Genomic DNA, 16,224 nt, shown 5'->3' with positions numbered 1-16,224 from the left:
TCAACTATATATATAGTAATGAGATCTAAGTGAAAGATGGTGGGATAGTATGACTAAAAGGGATTATTTAATAAAACCACTTGTAGGTGATTGTTATCCGACAATTGATCGAGGAGAAACTATCTACCTATGGGACAAGCAAGGAAAGAAATATATTGATGGTTCTTCAGGTGCAGTTGCGGCAAGTATTGGTCATGGTGTTAAGGAAATAATTGATGAAATGGTAAAACAGGCCTCTAAAGTGGCATTTGTTTATAGATCACAGTTTACGAGTGAGGCGGCAGAACAATTAGCTGAAAAAATAGCTCAGCTAACACCTGGGGATTTAAACTGGAGTTTTTTTGTTAATAGTGGTACTGAAGCAACTGAAACAGCTATGAAAATGGCAATACAGCATTTTCAAGAAAGAGGAATTCATACGAAAACGAAGATTATATCAAGAAGCATGAGCTACCATGGTATCACCATCGGATCCTTATCTATGTCAGGGCACCCTTTAAGGAGGAAACGTTTTACTAGTTTACTAGAGGATTATCCTATGGTTGAAGCGCCGTATTGCAAAAGGTGCCCATTTGAATTAGAGCCTGAAAGTTGTGGGTTACTTTGTGCGACTGCACTTGATCGTACAATTCAGAAATTGGGTTCGGAAAATGTGGCAGCATTTATAGCTGAACCTATTGTTGGTGCGGCAGGAGCTGCGTTAACTCCTCCAAAAGGATATTATGAAAAAATTAAAGAAATTTGTGATAAACACGATGTCCTACTTATTGCGGACGAAGTAATGACGGGAATAGGTAGAACTGGAGAAATGTTCGGAATGAACCATTGGAGTTGTGTACCCGATTTATTAGTCCTTGGTAAGGGATTGGCGGCTGGTTATACGCCTATTGCTGCAGCAATCGCAAGTGATCGTGTAATGCAACCAATTTTAGAAGGCAGTCGACTTGTTATGAGTGGACATACGTTTAGTGCGAATCCTCTTTCTGCAAGTATAGCTTTAGCCGTTTTAAACTATGTCGAAAAAAACGGATTAGTACAAAATTCTAAAATACAAGGTGAAAAGATTAAATTAAAACTAAAAGAATGGCAGAAAGAGTATCCTTTTCTTTTCGATGTCAGGGGTGAAGGACTACTGATCGGTATTGAAATAAATGATGATCTGTTTGATTGTAAAAGTGTAACAAATCGTGTAATTGAGATTGCCAAAAATCATGGATTATTACTGTATCCATCTGTTAGTGGTCCATATGGAAGATCTGAAAATAGTTTCTTGCTTTCTCCACCTTTAGTCATTACTGATGCGCAAGTAAATGAATTGCTAACTTTATTGAAGGAAGTATTTAATGAGCTAAATCAAGAAGCAAAGGAGATTAAATAATGGCAATCAATACTTTCGGGAAAATCATTAGTATTGAAGAAGCTTTGCTTTATTTTAAAGATGATATGGTGTTAATGTTCGGTGGGTTTGGAGGAATCGGTAATCCACCAACATTAATAAGGAGCATTTTAGAGAAAGGTGTGAAAGATCTTACTCTAATTGGAAATGATACGGGTTTTCCTGATGTTGGGATCGGACAATTAGTGACGGCTAAAAGAGTAAAAAAAATGATTACAACGCATATCGGATCAAATCCGAATGCTGGAAAGCAAATGACAGATGGTACGTTAGAAATAGAGTTCAGCCCTCAAGGTACTTTTATCGAACGGATACGAGCGGGTGGAGTTGGATTAGGTGGCGTTTTAGTAGATATAGGGATTGATAGTGTAATAGATGTTGATAAACAGAGGGTGAATGTATTTGGAAAAGAGTATTTAGTTGAAACTCCTCTCATTTCAGATGTTTCAATTGTATATGCGAAGAAAGCAGATCCTTTTGGGAATTTAGTTTTTGATAAAAGTGCTCGCAATACGAATCCTTATGTAGCAATGGCCGGAAAAATCACTATTGCCGAAGTTGATGAAATTGTTCCTTTAGGAGCATTAGAACCTGAAGAAATTATCGTACCTGGCGCTTTTGTAAACCACATCGTTCAATCGGAAGGGGTGAATTGGAAGTGGGTTTGGGAAAAATAAATCCTAGGGAAATAATGGCAAAGCGTGCAGCAAAAGAAGTAAAGAGCGGTATGATAGTGAATCTTGGGATTGGAATTCCTTCACTTATCCCAAATTACTTACCAGATGATTGCCAAGTAATGTTCCATGCAGAAAATGGCGTGTTAGGTTTAGGTCCTACTCCACAAAAGGGTGAAGAAGATGAGAATTTATGTAATGCTGCAGGATTACCTGTAACATTAATTCCAGGTTCTAGTTATTTTGATAGCAGCATAGCCTTTGCGATTATTCGAAAAGGTTTATTAGATTTAACAGTACTAGGTGCTCTTGAAGTTAGTAAAAATGGTGATTTAGCAAATTGGATTGTTCCTGGTAAAAGAGTGCCAGGAATTGGTGGAGCAATGGACTTAGCTCAAAAATCAAAAAAAGTAATTGTTTTAATGAACCATACTAATAAAAATGGTGACCCAAAAATAGTCTCTGATTGTACACTTCCTCTTACATCTCCAAGTTGCGTAGATTTAATCATTACTGAAATGGCCGTAATTGAAGTTAAAAAAGAAAGTGGAGAGCTTTGGTTAAATGAAGTAATGTCTCCATATTTAGTCAGCGATGTGATTGAGAAAACTGGTGCTCCACTATTTGTGAACCCAAATGTTGTTGTTCATCGTTGGGAGTGATCAAAATTGGATTTGAAAGCTAAAATTAATGACTACATTCAAAAAAATAAGAACAAGGCAATTGAATTACTTCAGAATCTTGTTCGTGAAAAAAGTGTTTCAGGAAATGAAGCTGCTGCTCAAAAAATTGTTTCAAATTATTTACAGAATCTTGGATTAGTAATTGATCGTTTTGAGCCGACAATTGAGGAATTAACAAAATCATCCTATTTTATTTCAGAACGAACTTCATTTGAAGATAGTCCGAATATCGTTGCAATTCTAAAGGGAACAGGAAATGGTCGATCGATTATATTAAATGGACATATTGATGTGGTTCCTGAAGGTGAAATAAGTGGTTGGGAGCGCCATCCGTATAGTGGTGCAATCGTAGGAAATCGCTTATTTGGTAGGGGATCAACAGATATGAAGGGTGGAAATGTTGCTGCATTATTTGCGATTGAGGCAATAAAAAAATGTAATATTCCACTTAAAGGCGATATCTATTTTGAAAGTGTTATTGAGGAAGAAAGCGGAGGGGCAGGTACGCTAGCAACAATATTACGGGGATACGTTGCAGATGCTGTCCTTATTCCAGAACCAACTAAAATGAAAATATTTCCGAAACAACAAGGCAGTGTTTGGTTTCGAATAAAAGTAAAAGGTAAAGTTGCCCACGGTGGAACGAGGTATGAAGGAGTTAGTGCAATTGAAAAAAGTATAATGGTTATAAATCATATAAATCAATTAGAAAAAGTTCGAAATACAAGACTACTAGATGATCCACTTTACAAAAATGTGCCAATTCCAATACCAATTAATATCGGAAAAATAAATGGGGGTACTTGGCCCTCCTCAGTCTCCGATTTAGTTACTCTTGAGGGAAGACTAGGTGTTTCACCAAATGAAACAATTGAAGAAGCTAAACTTGAAATAACGAGGTGGCTTAAAACACTCTCATTAATAGATGATTGGTTTATTGAAAATCCGGTTGAGATTGAATTTTTCGGAGCAAGATGGTTACCAGGTAGTATCGATCTTGAGCATCCATTTATGGAATCTCTCAAGAAATCTTATCGTTATGTTTATAAAAATGAACCGATTATTGAAGCTTCTCCATGGGGGACGGACGGTGGATTATTTACACAAATCAAACAAATACCTACGATTGTGTTTGGACCAGGGGAAACAAAGGTTGCACATTATCCAAATGAATACATTGATCTAGATGAATTATTTCGTTGTGCGGAGGTAATTGCCTACACTTTACTAGATTGGTGTGGGGTAGATGAATAAAGAAGTATTTTATCAAAACAAGTAGAACACAAATGAAAACGAAGTCCCAAAATATTTTCACGGAAATAATTTGAGCTTTTATACTATAAAAATGTAAATATTGACGAACATAGACATTGATTGAAGAGGATGATATGAATAAACAAATCACTTCTTCAAATGAATGGTCAAAAGGGAGTAAAAGCTCTCTAAAACTTTGATATAGAAGGGCCTTAACTGTAACTAAGGCTCTTTAATTTTGATTTAAAATTCTGGAAATATAATTGATAATGATGATTATTATCATGAAATTTTAGGGGAATATTTTCTTTAAGGGAGATGCTTATGGAAAAACAATTAGAAGTTCAATTTAAAATATATGAAAAACTTCAATCTGAATGTAAAACGTTGATGATCAATTCAATGGATCATAAAGGGGATCCGCATATTAGTTATTCACCTTTTGTCATCTACGAAGGTAACTTCTATATTTTCATTAGTAAGATCGCAGCTCATTTTCAACATTTAGAAAACAATAAGTTTATAAGTATCATGATTATTGCAGACGAAGCAACTTCTCCAATATTATTTACAAGAGAGCGAATTCGATATAAATGTACTCCTGAATTCGTGGGCAATGTGGACAAAGAGCACATATTTGAAAAGTTTGTAAAAAATCATGGAGATCAGATGATTGAGGTTTTAAGAGGAATTGATCTGTCGTTATTCAAGCTTACACCAATAGAAGGTCGATTTATCGCTGGATTCGGTCAGGCTTTTGATATCAATCCGATTGAAGGAACATTCAACCAAATTGACCCTTCTAAAATGAACCACTAAATAGAAAGGCCCGTTACTACATTATGAGTAATGGGCTTTAATTTATTAATAGACAAGTTAAGCATCATTGTATAGTTAAATCGTAGGTAAAATAATTTTTTCAATTAGTATAAAATTACTATAAATAATGATAGATAAAATGGAAATTGGAACACTAAATAGTAAAAAGATAAAGGGAGGATTTATATGCGAAAGATAACTTTATTTTTTCTATGTCTATTTTTGTGGATGCAGTTACCAGAAAAGACACATGCTGCAGACAAAATTCCAATTTTAATTTATCATAATATCGATGAGTTTACGGGTCATGGAGTAAGGGATTTATTTGTTTCACCAGAGAATTTCGAAAAACAAATGATTTATTTACGTGATCATGGCTTTACGCCTTTAACTTTTGAACAATGGGGAGACCGTAATAACGTAAAGAAACCGATCTTTATTACAATTGATGACGGTTATAAAAATAACTTAAATGTGTTAAAAATCTTTCAAAAATTGAAATCGGATACGTTTACACCAAGAGCAACTATATTTGCGATATCTGATTATATTGGATGGCCGGATCGACTTTCTAGCACGGACTTAAAAAAGATGTCTGATTCAGGGATGTTTTCAATCCAATCGCACACTGCAACCCATCCGGATTTAAGGAAAATAGATGATTATAAGCATGAGTTGAAAGGTTCCAAAGATAAGATCCAATCAATCACCGGAAAAGATGTGATCGCGCTCTCTTATCCTTATGGTTATCATAATGATAAAGTAATTGAGGAAACAAAAAAGTACTATAAATTTGCAGTAGCGACAGATCCGAAATATTATCTTGAAAAGGGTACAAAGAATGAAGTCTATCTTTTACCTAGAATCTATATTAAGTATGACACTACGATGGATGAATTTGCTAAGATTGTAGAAGGACAAGCTAAGGTAATTGTAAATTTTAGAGAATCTGAAACTATTTATTACGATTGAAATAGGGTTACTCATAAGTCTTTGTACGTTAGACTCTATGAGTTAACCTTTTTTTATTGATTAATCAGCTTAAAGATATTTGCTTAGTTAAATGATTATTTTTTCATCAATTATGGGGAAAATTACCTTTTTTTAACTTTGTCGATAAATAGGAGGTTTGTGAATAGTTTGTCTCATGGTATGATATAGTAAGTGATAGATTAATGAGATAGAAAAGGTGATTAAATGAGAGCAAATCCATCACAAAGACCATCACCTAAAATGAGGTCAGTATGGAGAATTACATCGCTACTTAGCAGTATCTCTTTAGTTGCTTTACCAATTATCTATTATTTTCTTATGAGATATTTTTCACTTCCCTTCTTTATTTTAATGATTATAATCGGTGTCGTTATAGCGTTAATTATTTTTTTAACTTTATTTTTACCTACTCTTAAATTGAAATATACCGCATATGAGATTTATGAAAATGAGTTAGAAATTCAAAAAGGAATATTTGTTATTAAACGAATTGTAATTCCTATGGTCAGAGTTCAACACGTTACGACAGAAGTAGGACCACTACTGCGTCGATACGGTTTATCTACAGTGAATATTTCCACGGCTGCTACCACACATGAAATTGAAGGCTTAGAACACCATATCGCAGAAAAGCTTAGAGATAAAATTATCTACTTAGCAAGGATCAGTGATGACGATGTATGAGCCAAAAAGACAACATCCAGCTTATATACTTACCGTATTTTTAGAGCAAATTAAAAACGTACTAATACCACTTATTATACTTTTAGTTTCAGGTGGTAAAGGGTCAATGTTTCAATATTTGTTTGCTGCTGTTCTGATTGTTTTTCCAGTTGCTTCGGCAATCATAAAATGGTATCGATTTACCTACTATATAACTGAAGATGAATTTAGAATTCGTTCGGGATTATTTGTAATCGAAAATACATTTATTCAAAAAGAACGTATTCAGTCATTTTCAATTAATGCTGGATTTGTTCAACAGCTTTTTAATGTGGTGAGCGTACGAATTGAGACAGCTGGTGGAAAAAAAGCTGAAGGTATATTAAATGCAATACCTAAGGAAGTGGCACTTTCATTAAAAAATGAAGTATTAAACTCTAAAAAGAAAAAAGTAGGTTTGGTTGTAGCTGAGGAAAATAGTGTACAAGCAGTACCTTTAGTAGATATAAGTTTAACAATTGAAACGAGAAAACTTTTTTTAGCTGGCATCACTTCTTTTGAAGTTGGACTAGCTTTTGCCGTTTTAGCATCATTATTTTCACAAATCGAGGATTTACTTCCACATAGTATTTATGTGGCAATATATAATCAAATACAAACATTCACTTACATGATGTTTTTTATTGTATTTTTAGGTAGTTTATTACTTTCCCTAATTTTTTCAACCATTCGATACATATTGAAATTTGCAAACTTTACTGTCCAAAGAAAAGATGATCGAATAATTATTACAAGAGGGTTATTCGAAAAAAATGAATTTACGGTTTCGTTAAAACGAATTCAAGGAGTAGTTATAAAAGAAGGCATCATTCGCCAATTATTTGGTTATTCTACAGTTTACGTCGAAGCTGTTGGAATGGGGGATAAGCAGGAGCAAGGTAGACATGTTCTACATCCATTTATTAAAACGAAGGATGTCCACTTATTCCTAAAAAATTTTATTCCTTCTATTAACTATGATGAAATAACAAACCGAGCACCAAAAAGAGCCCGAAAAACGTATTATTCAAGAATGATTATTACGTTTCTTCTAATAGCAAGTGGAATTGTATTACTTCCATTTATTCACTTCTGGGTTTATGGCATTGTTTTAATCGGTATATTTATTGGGGAATTAGGATTTAGAAATGCAGGCTATACATTATTAGATCGAACTGTGATCATTCAATCTGGTTATTTATCAAGAACAACCGCGATTTTACCAAAAGAGCGAATACAAGTATTGATCGGTGAACAAAGTTTCCTTCAAAAAAGAGTAAAACTAAAATCTATATACATTACAATTCTTTCAAGCCAATTTGGTCGTACGTATCAGATAAGACATTTAGATGAAAAAGACGTAAATCGAATGATTGGTTGGTTTAGTTAATATCCATATTGAATAAGCAGATTGTAATAGAAGACGTGTATACATTAGTGTAAGCACGTCTTTTTTAACGCTTAAAATTATTTTTTCTATTAGGAGGAAAAGAACTTGGGGAAAAGAATATTTGTAGGAATACTCCTCTTAACCGTGTTTGTGACAGTTTTACATACACTGTGGAATAAACCTGCACCATTAAGGCATGGAGTAATTGATGATGTTGGCCATCTTCTTCCTACTAAAATTGATCGTATAGTCAAAGGAAAGGAAGTAGATCAATTAAAGAAAATTGTAATCGATGCAAAAAAACAAGGTAAGACAGTTTCAATTGCGGGCGAGCGACATAGTCAAGGAGGTCATACATATTATAAAGATGGTGTGGTGATTGATTTAAAAACATTTAATAAGGTTGAAAAAGTGGATCCCGTTCAGAAGACAGTAATTGTTCAAAGTGGTGCAACATGGGGAGATGTACAAAAAGCGATTAATCCTTATCATCTTGCCTTAAAGGTAACTCAGTCACAAGAGATATTCTCAGTAGGTGGTTCATTAAGTGTGAACGCACATGGTCGTGACATTCGGAATCACTCATTAGCTAGTACTGTTAATTGGTTTACATTATTAACACCAGATGGGAAAGTAATTAAAGTAAGCCGCACTGAGAATAAAGAATTATTCCCATATGTATTAGGTGGATATGGATTGTTTGGAATTATTTTGGAAGTAGAGTTTCAACTAACAAATAATGAATTATATCGAGTAGAAACAAAAACGATGGACTATAAGAAATATCCAAATTATTTTAAGAAGAACGTTTTAGAAAACCCAAATGCAAGAATGCATATTGCTAGGATTTCTGTAGCACCAGATAGCTTTTTAGACAAGGTTTATGCAATTAATTATACGGCAACATCCCGTAAAATGACCGATTCAGATCAAGAGCTGAAGGAAGATCATTCCGCTTTTTTACCGAAGCTTGCGTTAGGTATGTCCAGAACTTCGGATATTGGTAAAGATCTTTTTTGGGATTTTCAATATCGCTTTATTCACTCCCTAAATGGAAACTATGAAACACGTAATAATGTCATGCGTTCTGAAAGTAAGTTTATGGAATTCGATGACCGTCAAGATACACAAGTTTTACAGGAATTTTTTGTGCCTGTAAATGAATTTACTCGTTACATTGATGATGTTAGAGAATATTTGCAATATGAAAATTTAAATATATTAAATATCACGATTCGTTACGTTGAAAAAGATGATGAAACAGTCATGAATTATGCAAAAGATGATATGTTTGCTTTCGTTGTTTTGATTCAACACGGTAAAGATAAAGATTCTGTTCAATATGCAAAAGAGGTAATTCAAAAGTGGACTGATCTAACTTTGGCGCATCGAGGAACTTATTATTTACCGTATTATCCATATCAGTCTAAGCAACAGATGGTAATAGCATATCCAAAAACGCAAGATTTTTTCAATAAGAAAAGAGAGTTTGATCCAAATAATGTATTTATGAATACTTTTTATGAAAATTATGGGGAGTAATCCTATGAACCGTTTTTTAATTGCATTGCTTAGTATTATTGGATTTAGCAGCTCTTTAGTATTTCCATATTATGTACTCTTCTTAAGGAATATAGGAGATGCGTATGACGTATTTAGTTTATTATATGGACTTTTTTCATTAAGTTTAAGTGTCGTTGTATATTTTGGTGGCAGATTCGTTGACCGGGTTTCACCATTTTTATTAATGATATTCCATTCATTATTTTGCTGTTTATTGTTTTTTTCACTTCCTTTGATCGATAATATAAAAATTGTTTATATTGGGCAAGTTTTATTTGGAGGATTTACTGCGTTATTCAAGATCGCTGAAAAGAAATTATTTATGAACGCTTCTTCCGATTTTTATAGAAGTTACTTATTTTGGACTTCTTTTGTAACAGCTATTTGTATTATTGGTGTAGGAACTTTACTTGAATCAATTGACATTCAATTTATGTTTCATTTAGCAGCTTGGCTTTTCTTAATAAGTGCAATTGGTCTTTGTTATAAATTGATAATGAACAAGAGGCTGACTGGTCCTAAGTAATGTATCCAAGGTAACACAACAATGTTTTGTTTTTGTGGGTTATTTTTGTACGTAACGTTGTTGTATTCCTTTTTATACAATAAAGTTACTGAATAAGTAGCATGATATACATATAAAATACTGTTTTTAATAAAAATAAAATAATAAATTAAAATTTATATATTGTTTAAGTAACGAAACAATGTTATATTAACTTTAAATTAATTAAAGTATTTATGGTGACATTTATTACTTTATGTGAAGTTAAATTGTATGGAAGGAATGATTATATAGTATGAGACATGAGGAAGCTGTAGGAATTTTTTATGCTGCTTTTGTAATTTTAGGATTAACGATTGGTTTAGGTGTAGGCTATTTTACATCGCATTTAATCGTAGGCGGATTTCTTGGTTTTGGAATTGGAATAGGTTTAGGTCTATTAAGTAATGCTATTTTATACATTAATAGAGACTGATTTTGATTGCTGTGCTAATTATCGCCAAAGATTAGCTCTTTTTTTAGACTAAGCGTCTCGAAAGAATATCGTTTTTAAGTCAGTCAAATACTTAAGTTAGGCTATGAATACAGTATTGAAATTAATTTTTATGCTTGAAATGTAAAAGGAGAGATGGTTATGCAAAAAAGGGAAACAAAATTGGTTCCTGTTATGATTGCGTTATTACTTGGGATATTTTTCGCTTCCCTTGATAACACAATCGTTTCTACGGCGATGCCTACAATATTAAAAGATTTAGGTGGCTATGATAAATTTGTTTGGGTAACTTCAGCTTACTTAGTTACAGAAATGGCTGGGATGCCAATTTTCGGTAAACTTTCTGATATGTACGGTAGAAAAAGATTTTTTATGTTAGGAATTATTTTATTCATTTTAGGTTCAATTCTTTGTGGAACAGCAAATTCGATTATTCAGTTGAGTATTTACCGTGCAATTCAAGGTATTGGTGGAAGTGCTTTAATGCCAATTGCTTTTTCAATTATTTGGGATGTGTTTCCTGTTGAAAAGCGTGGTAAAATGAGCGGTATTTTTGGTGCCGTTTTTGGATTATCAAGCGTTCTTGGTCCATTAATTGGTGCTTATATTACAGATTATATTAACTGGAGATATATTTTCTATATAAATATTCCTTTTGGACTTTTAACACTTGGACTAATTAGTTATTTTTATATCGAATCAAAAAACCACACGAAGCAACAAATCGACTGGTGGGGTGCAACAACTTTTGTTATTAGTATCATCTGTTTAATGTTTGCACTTGAGCTAGGTGGAAAAGAATACGCTTGGGATTCAGTTCAAATTCTTGGATTATTTGCTGGATTTGCTGTTTTCCTTATTATCTTTTTATTCATTGAACGGAAAGCTGCTGAACCGATTATTTCGTTTAGTATGTTTAAATATCGTCTGTTTGCTGCTAGTAACTTTGTTGGATTATTTTATGGGGCGGCATTCATCGCTGCAACAATTTACATTCCAATCTTTATCCAGTTTGTTCAAGGTGGAACAGCTACGAATTCTGGTTTAGTTTTATTACCAATGATGGTAAGTGTAAGTATTTCTGCCGCATTTGGTGGAGCTTTAGCAAATAAAACTAGTTATCGTAATATCATGGTTGGATCGGTTGTACTTTTATTAGTAGGTATTATTTGTTTAGGTACTTTAACACCTGATACGTCTAAATTCCAAGTGATTGTTTATATGATCATTGTTGGATTTGGTGTAGGGGCATCGTTCTCAGTTCTTGGTATGTCTGCGATGCATCATTTTGATAATGAAAATCGTGGTTCTGCAAGTTCAACTAACGCATTCCTTCGTGCTCTAGGCATGACAGTAGGTATTACGGTATTTGGTGTTATTCAACGAAATGTATTTACAGATAAAATTGCTGATGCATTTGCAAAAAGTGGCGCACCTCAGAATTTCTCTAATATTAATCAGGCCTTTACTCCTGAAGCTGCCAAATTGATTCCTGCGCCAATACTGACAAAAATTACTGACGTGTTTTCAACATCAATTGCTCATACATTCCTTTGGACATTAGTTCCAGTAGGATTAGCATTGATTTCAATTTTCTTAATGGGTAACGAGCGTTTATCAGATAAAGAAATGGCAAAGAGCAATGCTTCATAAATAGAAATAAAAAAGAAAGACCTTTGGTCTTTCTTTTTTTGAACACAATAATCTAACTTAAGTTGGTAAGTAGATTAAATGATTTTAAAAGGGGATTTAGATATGGCAGAAATTTGGGAATCGAGTTTTATAGAAAATCAAATGATGTGGGGGTATGAACCTTCAGACTCTGCAATTTTAACAAAGGACTTTTTCCTTGAAAAGAACGTTAAGGATGTATTGATTCCGGGGATTGGATATGGTAGAAACGCAAAGATTTTTACTGACAATGGAATAAACGTAACAGGTATTGAAATATCAAAAACAGCGATTGAATTGGCAAGACAAAATGGAATTAATTTTACTATTTTTCATGGTTCAGTAACAGACATGCCTTTTGACCAAAAGCTTTATGACGGTATATTTTGTTACGCACTTATTCACTTATTGAATGATCATGAGAGAGAGAAGTTTATTAAAGATTGCTATAATCAGCTAAAGCCGAATGGCTACATGATCTTTACTACGATTTCAAAGGATGCACCAATGTTTGGAAAGGGCAAACAGCTAGATAAAGATTACTTCGAAATAATGGAAGGGATAAAAATGTTCTTTTATGATTCTGACTCGATCAAACAAGAATTTGGAAACTATGGACTCATCGAAGTTTCCGAAATTCTTGAACCACATAAGAATATGGAAAGTAAACCTCCGTTTAAATTTACGATGGTGAAATGTCAAAAGAAATGATCCTTACAAATCTTATTGTCATTAAAAACTACGAATCATTATTGTGAATTTAGGAAAAGTCATAGGGTTTTTCTAAATTCACTTAATTTTTTTCACCCTGTATTACATTTATTTAGATAAGGTTGTCTTTTTCAAAAAATAGTTTAGACTAGTAACTGAGGTGAATGATCTTGAAAGATAAGGTTTCTAGTACGAAATGGTTTGGACTAGCACTGCAATCTCTATTAGTTTTAGCGGAGCAAGACGGAATTTGTCCAAGCGCAGTATTAGCTCAAAAACTTGAAGCACAATCTACTTTTTTAAGAAAAATTCTTGCTAATTTAGTTAAAGCAGGCATTATTTCAGCTAAAGAAGGACGAGATGGTGGATATTATTTAGCCAGAGGTGCTAATGAAATTACTTTAAAAGATGTTTATGATGCGATGAGATCAGATCCATATTCAAAAGGCTTTTTAGATGTAAATAGTAAGGAATGTTTTACGCCATCTACACGATCTGCTTTATATGATTTAAAAGATGAGATGGAAAGCTGGCTTGTTGAAGGTCTTGCAAAGAAAACAATTTCAGACTTATTACCAAAGGAAAATGGGTAAAATAAAATCGAAACTAGTTTCAGACTGACCGCCAAACGCTCGCAATCAGTCTGAAAATCAAATTATTAGTATTTTTTCTAATTTAGTCGAAACTAAGATGTTTCGATTTTATTTTTTTATAAACTGTAGTTGACTTTTATACAGTTAAAGTCATATACTGTATTTATAAATAGTGCAGTTAAATAAGGAGAGATTAAATATGTCTAATGTTAAATCTGAAAAAGAAGAGTATTTAAATAAAGTAAACGAAATTGATTTTGGTAAAGAAGCGCCAAAAGAACTTGATAGTACGGATTTCTTCACTGTAGCAAAGGAAAGAAGATCAGTTCGTTATTACGATCCAAGCTTTCAAATGTCTGATGATGAAATTAAGGAATTACTAGAAATTGCAGTTCAAGCTCCATCTTCTTCAAATTTACAACCATGGAGATTCCTTGTCATTAAAGACCAAAATACTAAACAAAAATTATTACCAATCGCTAATAACCAACAACAAGTTGTGGATGCATCTGCAGTAATCGCTGTTTTAGGTGATACAGAAGCATACAAAAATGCTGATCGCATTTACGATGAATTAGTTGAAAAAGGTATGATGACTCAAGAAGTGAAAGACTTCTACGTTGGATCAATCGTGAAAAACTACGGTAGTTTACCAGAAGAAATTGCAACAAAAATTGCGATGGTTGATGGTGGATTAGTTTCAATGCAATTTATGCTTGCAGCAAAAGCAAAAGGTTTAGATACAGTTCCAATGGGTGGATTTGACCAAGCGAAATTTGTAGAAGCTTTCAATGTACCAGCAAACTTCAAACCAGTTATGCTAATTTCAGTTGGTAAAGGAATCAAAGCAGGTTTCGAAAAAGTTCGTTTAACGTTAGATGAAGTTGTTGCTTGGGATCAGTACTAAGTACTTAGAAGAGTATGTAGAGCAGGGATAAGGGAAACCTTGGACCTGTTCTTTTTTTGTTTGAAGGAAATTTGCATCCGTTTAAAGAATAACTTTTTTAAGGGGAGTAATGACCGAGCTAACTAGCTAAGACTAAAGTGAATGAGCCAATCCGATTGGTATTATAAAAACATTATAGTAAAATTTAAAACGAAGATTTTTCATGAAATACGAATCATATTATTGGGATGAAAATTCTGAGGTTAATTTATGTTTATTTAAAGCTAAAAAAGTGGAATTAATGAGAGGTGTTTATCGACTGACAAATAATAATATGCATCCTAAAGTTGAAGCATTTTTATTGAGAGCGAAAAAGTGGCAAGAAGAATTTTATAAGTTAAGAGAAATCGTCATTGACTGTGAACTGACTGAAGATTTTAAATGGATGCATCCTTGTTACACACTTGATAATAAAAATATCGTTTTAATTCATGGTTTTAAAGAATATTGTGCACTTCTGTTTCATAAAGGTGCGTTGCTAAAAGATCCAAAAGGCATTCTGATTCAACAAACAGAAAATGTACAATCAGCACGTCAGATACGATTCACCAATATTCAGGAAATAATTGAAATGGAAAGCGTTTTGAAGGACTATATTAAAGAAGCAATTGAAGTGGAAAAAGCAGGTTTGCAAGTGGAATTAAAAAAGACTTCAGATTATGAAGTTCCTGAAGAATTACAACTTAAATTAGATGAAAACCCGACCTTAAAAACGGCTTTTGAAGCATTAACGCCAGGACGTCAAAGAGCTTATATTTATTATTTTTCTCAACCGAAACAATCGAAAACACGTACGTCTAGGGTTGAAAAATACATTGATCAAATTCTCGATGGAAAAGGATTAAATGACTAGTTTTATTAAAATCAATAAAAAATAAAGAGCGATTAATGACGAATATCGCTCTTTATTTCTTGAGGTTATATTGCTTAAAGAATTATTCCCCACCAATCATTCCGACTTTTTTGTTTGTCTCTGTATCAATATAGATAACGATCTTCTCTTCAGGATTATCTCCATTAAAAGTAACAGAATATAGTTTATCTTTATGATAGTTTTTATTAAATAAAGTCGCTTGATTGGGTATAGATTCTACTTTTTTAACGACTCCATGTTTATCACTTAACGCAGCCTGTTCAGTTCTTGTTAAGCTTGCATATGCAATCGCTTGGATATCTTCGTTATTATTTTTTTCACAACCAATTACTAAAAAAAGCAGAAATGTTAGCATTAAGATGGAAAAATTTTTTCTCATAAAATCCACTTCCTTTCTATATATAATAACATGTAATACATAAAAAAATGTTAAATAATGGTAATTTTCACTTGGTATTCAAAATTATTGAAAGTGTAAAAGTATGTGGGAAATAGAGTAGAAATTAATCGGAAAATTGTATGCTCTAGCTATTTATAAACTATTTAAGCTATTAACTAAAGGAGGAGAGAATTTATATGGGACAAAACAAACATGCATTACATCTTCACAAGCGTCTAAACACTTTCCATACAAAACGTAATGAACGAGTTGCTGAATTTCATAAACAACACACGCTTCAGATTGAAAATGGTGAAAACGGAAATGGTTTATTAGCTAAATGGGAAAGATTCGTTTATTTCAAAGGAAGAAATGCAGTTAAGGCAATTAAGGGAATTGTTAAGTGAAAAGTGGGAACATAAGGGATAGGGAAACCTTTCCCCTTTTTTTATTTTTAAAATAAAAAATGTACGTGGACTGCAAATAAAATCTGAAAAACGCAATTAAATTTGGCAAAACTGCAATTAAAATTAGGATATCGCAAATAAAGTTAGTGAAATGTATCTACGTCAATAAAA

Annotated in this window: 18 protein-coding genes; 17 read left to right on the top strand and 1 reads right to left on the bottom strand. The window is 32.9% G+C overall.

Annotated elements, in window-relative coordinates; genetic code table 11:
• Positions 1–49: 49 nt before the first annotated feature.
• The 16 genes from COE53_RS06135 (at position 50) to COE53_RS06060 (ending at position 15,246) form a co-directional block, all read left to right on the top strand.
• Positions 50–1,378, top strand: coding sequence for an aspartate aminotransferase family protein (locus tag COE53_RS06135; RefSeq protein ID WP_069033435.1), 1,329 nt, complete (start codon positions 50–52; stop codon positions 1,376–1,378).
• 65 nt (positions 1,379–1,443) lie between these two features.
• The gene (locus COE53_RS06130; RefSeq protein ID WP_286133816.1) at positions 1,444–2,073 is read left to right on the top strand and encodes a CoA transferase subunit A; all 630 of its coding nucleotides are present in this window, start codon (positions 1,444–1,446) and stop codon (positions 2,071–2,073) included.
• Between the two features lie 14 nt (positions 2,074–2,087).
• Positions 2,088–2,732 (top strand): 3-oxoacid CoA-transferase subunit B, encoded by a 645-nt coding sequence (locus tag COE53_RS06125; protein ID WP_439097777.1) that lies wholly within the window; start codon positions 2,088–2,090, stop codon positions 2,730–2,732.
• A gap of 6 nt (positions 2,733–2,738) precedes the next feature.
• Complete coding sequence (locus tag COE53_RS06120; protein ID WP_069033432.1) at positions 2,739–4,007, top strand: peptidase; 1,269 nt, start codon at positions 2,739–2,741, stop codon at positions 4,005–4,007.
• Positions 4,008–4,331: 324 nt separating this feature from the next.
• Positions 4,332–4,826, top strand: coding sequence for a HugZ family pyridoxamine 5'-phosphate oxidase (locus tag COE53_RS06115; RefSeq protein ID WP_069033431.1), 495 nt, complete (start codon positions 4,332–4,334; stop codon positions 4,824–4,826).
• Positions 4,827–5,012: 186 nt separating this feature from the next.
• On the top strand, positions 5,013–5,798 hold the full coding sequence (locus COE53_RS06110) for a polysaccharide deacetylase family protein (protein ID WP_069033430.1): 786 nt from the start codon (positions 5,013–5,015) through the stop codon (positions 5,796–5,798).
• Between the two features lie 225 nt (positions 5,799–6,023).
• A complete protein-coding gene (locus tag COE53_RS06105; protein ID WP_069033429.1) occupies positions 6,024–6,503 on the top strand; it encodes a PH domain-containing protein in 480 nt (159 codons plus the stop codon).
• The gene (locus COE53_RS06100) at positions 6,496–7,911 is read left to right on the top strand and encodes a PH domain-containing protein (RefSeq protein ID WP_069033428.1); all 1,416 of its coding nucleotides are present in this window, start codon (positions 6,496–6,498) and stop codon (positions 7,909–7,911) included. Before COE53_RS06105 ends, COE53_RS06100 begins: the two co-directional genes overlap by 8 nt.
• A gap of 105 nt (positions 7,912–8,016) precedes the next feature.
• Positions 8,017–9,453 carry an FAD-binding oxidoreductase gene (locus COE53_RS06095; RefSeq protein ID WP_091021036.1) on the top strand — a complete coding sequence of 479 codons (1,437 nt, stop codon included), beginning with the start codon at positions 8,017–8,019 and terminating at the stop codon, positions 9,451–9,453.
• A 4-nt stretch (positions 9,454–9,457) separates the two neighbouring features.
• The gene (locus tag COE53_RS06090; protein WP_069033426.1) at positions 9,458–10,000 is read left to right on the top strand and encodes an MFS transporter; all 543 of its coding nucleotides are present in this window, start codon (positions 9,458–9,460) and stop codon (positions 9,998–10,000) included.
• Positions 10,001–10,274: 274 nt separating this feature from the next.
• Complete coding sequence (locus COE53_RS06085) at positions 10,275–10,454, top strand: hypothetical protein (RefSeq protein ID WP_069033425.1); 180 nt, start codon at positions 10,275–10,277, stop codon at positions 10,452–10,454.
• A gap of 159 nt (positions 10,455–10,613) precedes the next feature.
• Positions 10,614–12,125, top strand: a complete 1,512-nt coding sequence (locus COE53_RS06080; RefSeq protein ID WP_069033424.1) for an MDR family MFS transporter — start codon at positions 10,614–10,616, stop codon at positions 12,123–12,125.
• Positions 12,126–12,227: 102 nt separating this feature from the next.
• Positions 12,228–12,854, top strand: coding sequence for a class I SAM-dependent methyltransferase (locus tag COE53_RS06075; RefSeq protein WP_069033423.1), 627 nt, complete (start codon positions 12,228–12,230; stop codon positions 12,852–12,854).
• 170 nt (positions 12,855–13,024) lie between these two features.
• Positions 13,025–13,447: an RrF2 family transcriptional regulator gene (locus COE53_RS06070; protein WP_084006839.1), complete on the top strand. Its 423-nt coding sequence runs from the start codon at positions 13,025–13,027 to the stop codon at positions 13,445–13,447.
• Between the two features lie 199 nt (positions 13,448–13,646).
• Positions 13,647–14,354: a nitroreductase family protein gene (locus COE53_RS06065; protein ID WP_098947566.1), complete on the top strand. Its 708-nt coding sequence runs from the start codon at positions 13,647–13,649 to the stop codon at positions 14,352–14,354.
• A 280-nt stretch (positions 14,355–14,634) separates the two neighbouring features.
• Positions 14,635–15,246, top strand: a complete 612-nt coding sequence (locus tag COE53_RS06060) for a YdeI/OmpD-associated family protein (RefSeq protein WP_483295424.1) — start codon at positions 14,635–14,637, stop codon at positions 15,244–15,246.
• An 82-nt stretch (positions 15,247–15,328) separates the two neighbouring features.
• Here the strand turns inward: COE53_RS06060 and COE53_RS06055 are convergent, their stop codons facing one another.
• The gene (locus COE53_RS06055; protein WP_091021037.1) at positions 15,329–15,646 is read right to left on the bottom strand and encodes a hypothetical protein; all 318 of its coding nucleotides are present in this window, start codon (positions 15,644–15,646) and stop codon (positions 15,329–15,331) included.
• A gap of 197 nt (positions 15,647–15,843) precedes the next feature.
• On the opposite strand from COE53_RS06055, the gene COE53_RS06050 reads away from it, so the two are divergent.
• Positions 15,844–16,053: a hypothetical protein gene (locus tag COE53_RS06050; protein WP_091021038.1), complete on the top strand. Its 210-nt coding sequence runs from the start codon at positions 15,844–15,846 to the stop codon at positions 16,051–16,053.
• The last annotated feature ends 171 nt before the right edge of the window (positions 16,054–16,224 follow it).

This window comes from Bacillus sp. AFS029533, from assembly GCF_002585125.1.
Taxonomy (GTDB): domain Bacteria; phylum Bacillota; class Bacilli; order Bacillales; family Bacillaceae_G; genus Gottfriedia; species Gottfriedia luciferensis_B.
Note: the sequence above shows the minus strand (reverse complement) of the source record. Positions and strands in the feature narration are given on the sequence as shown.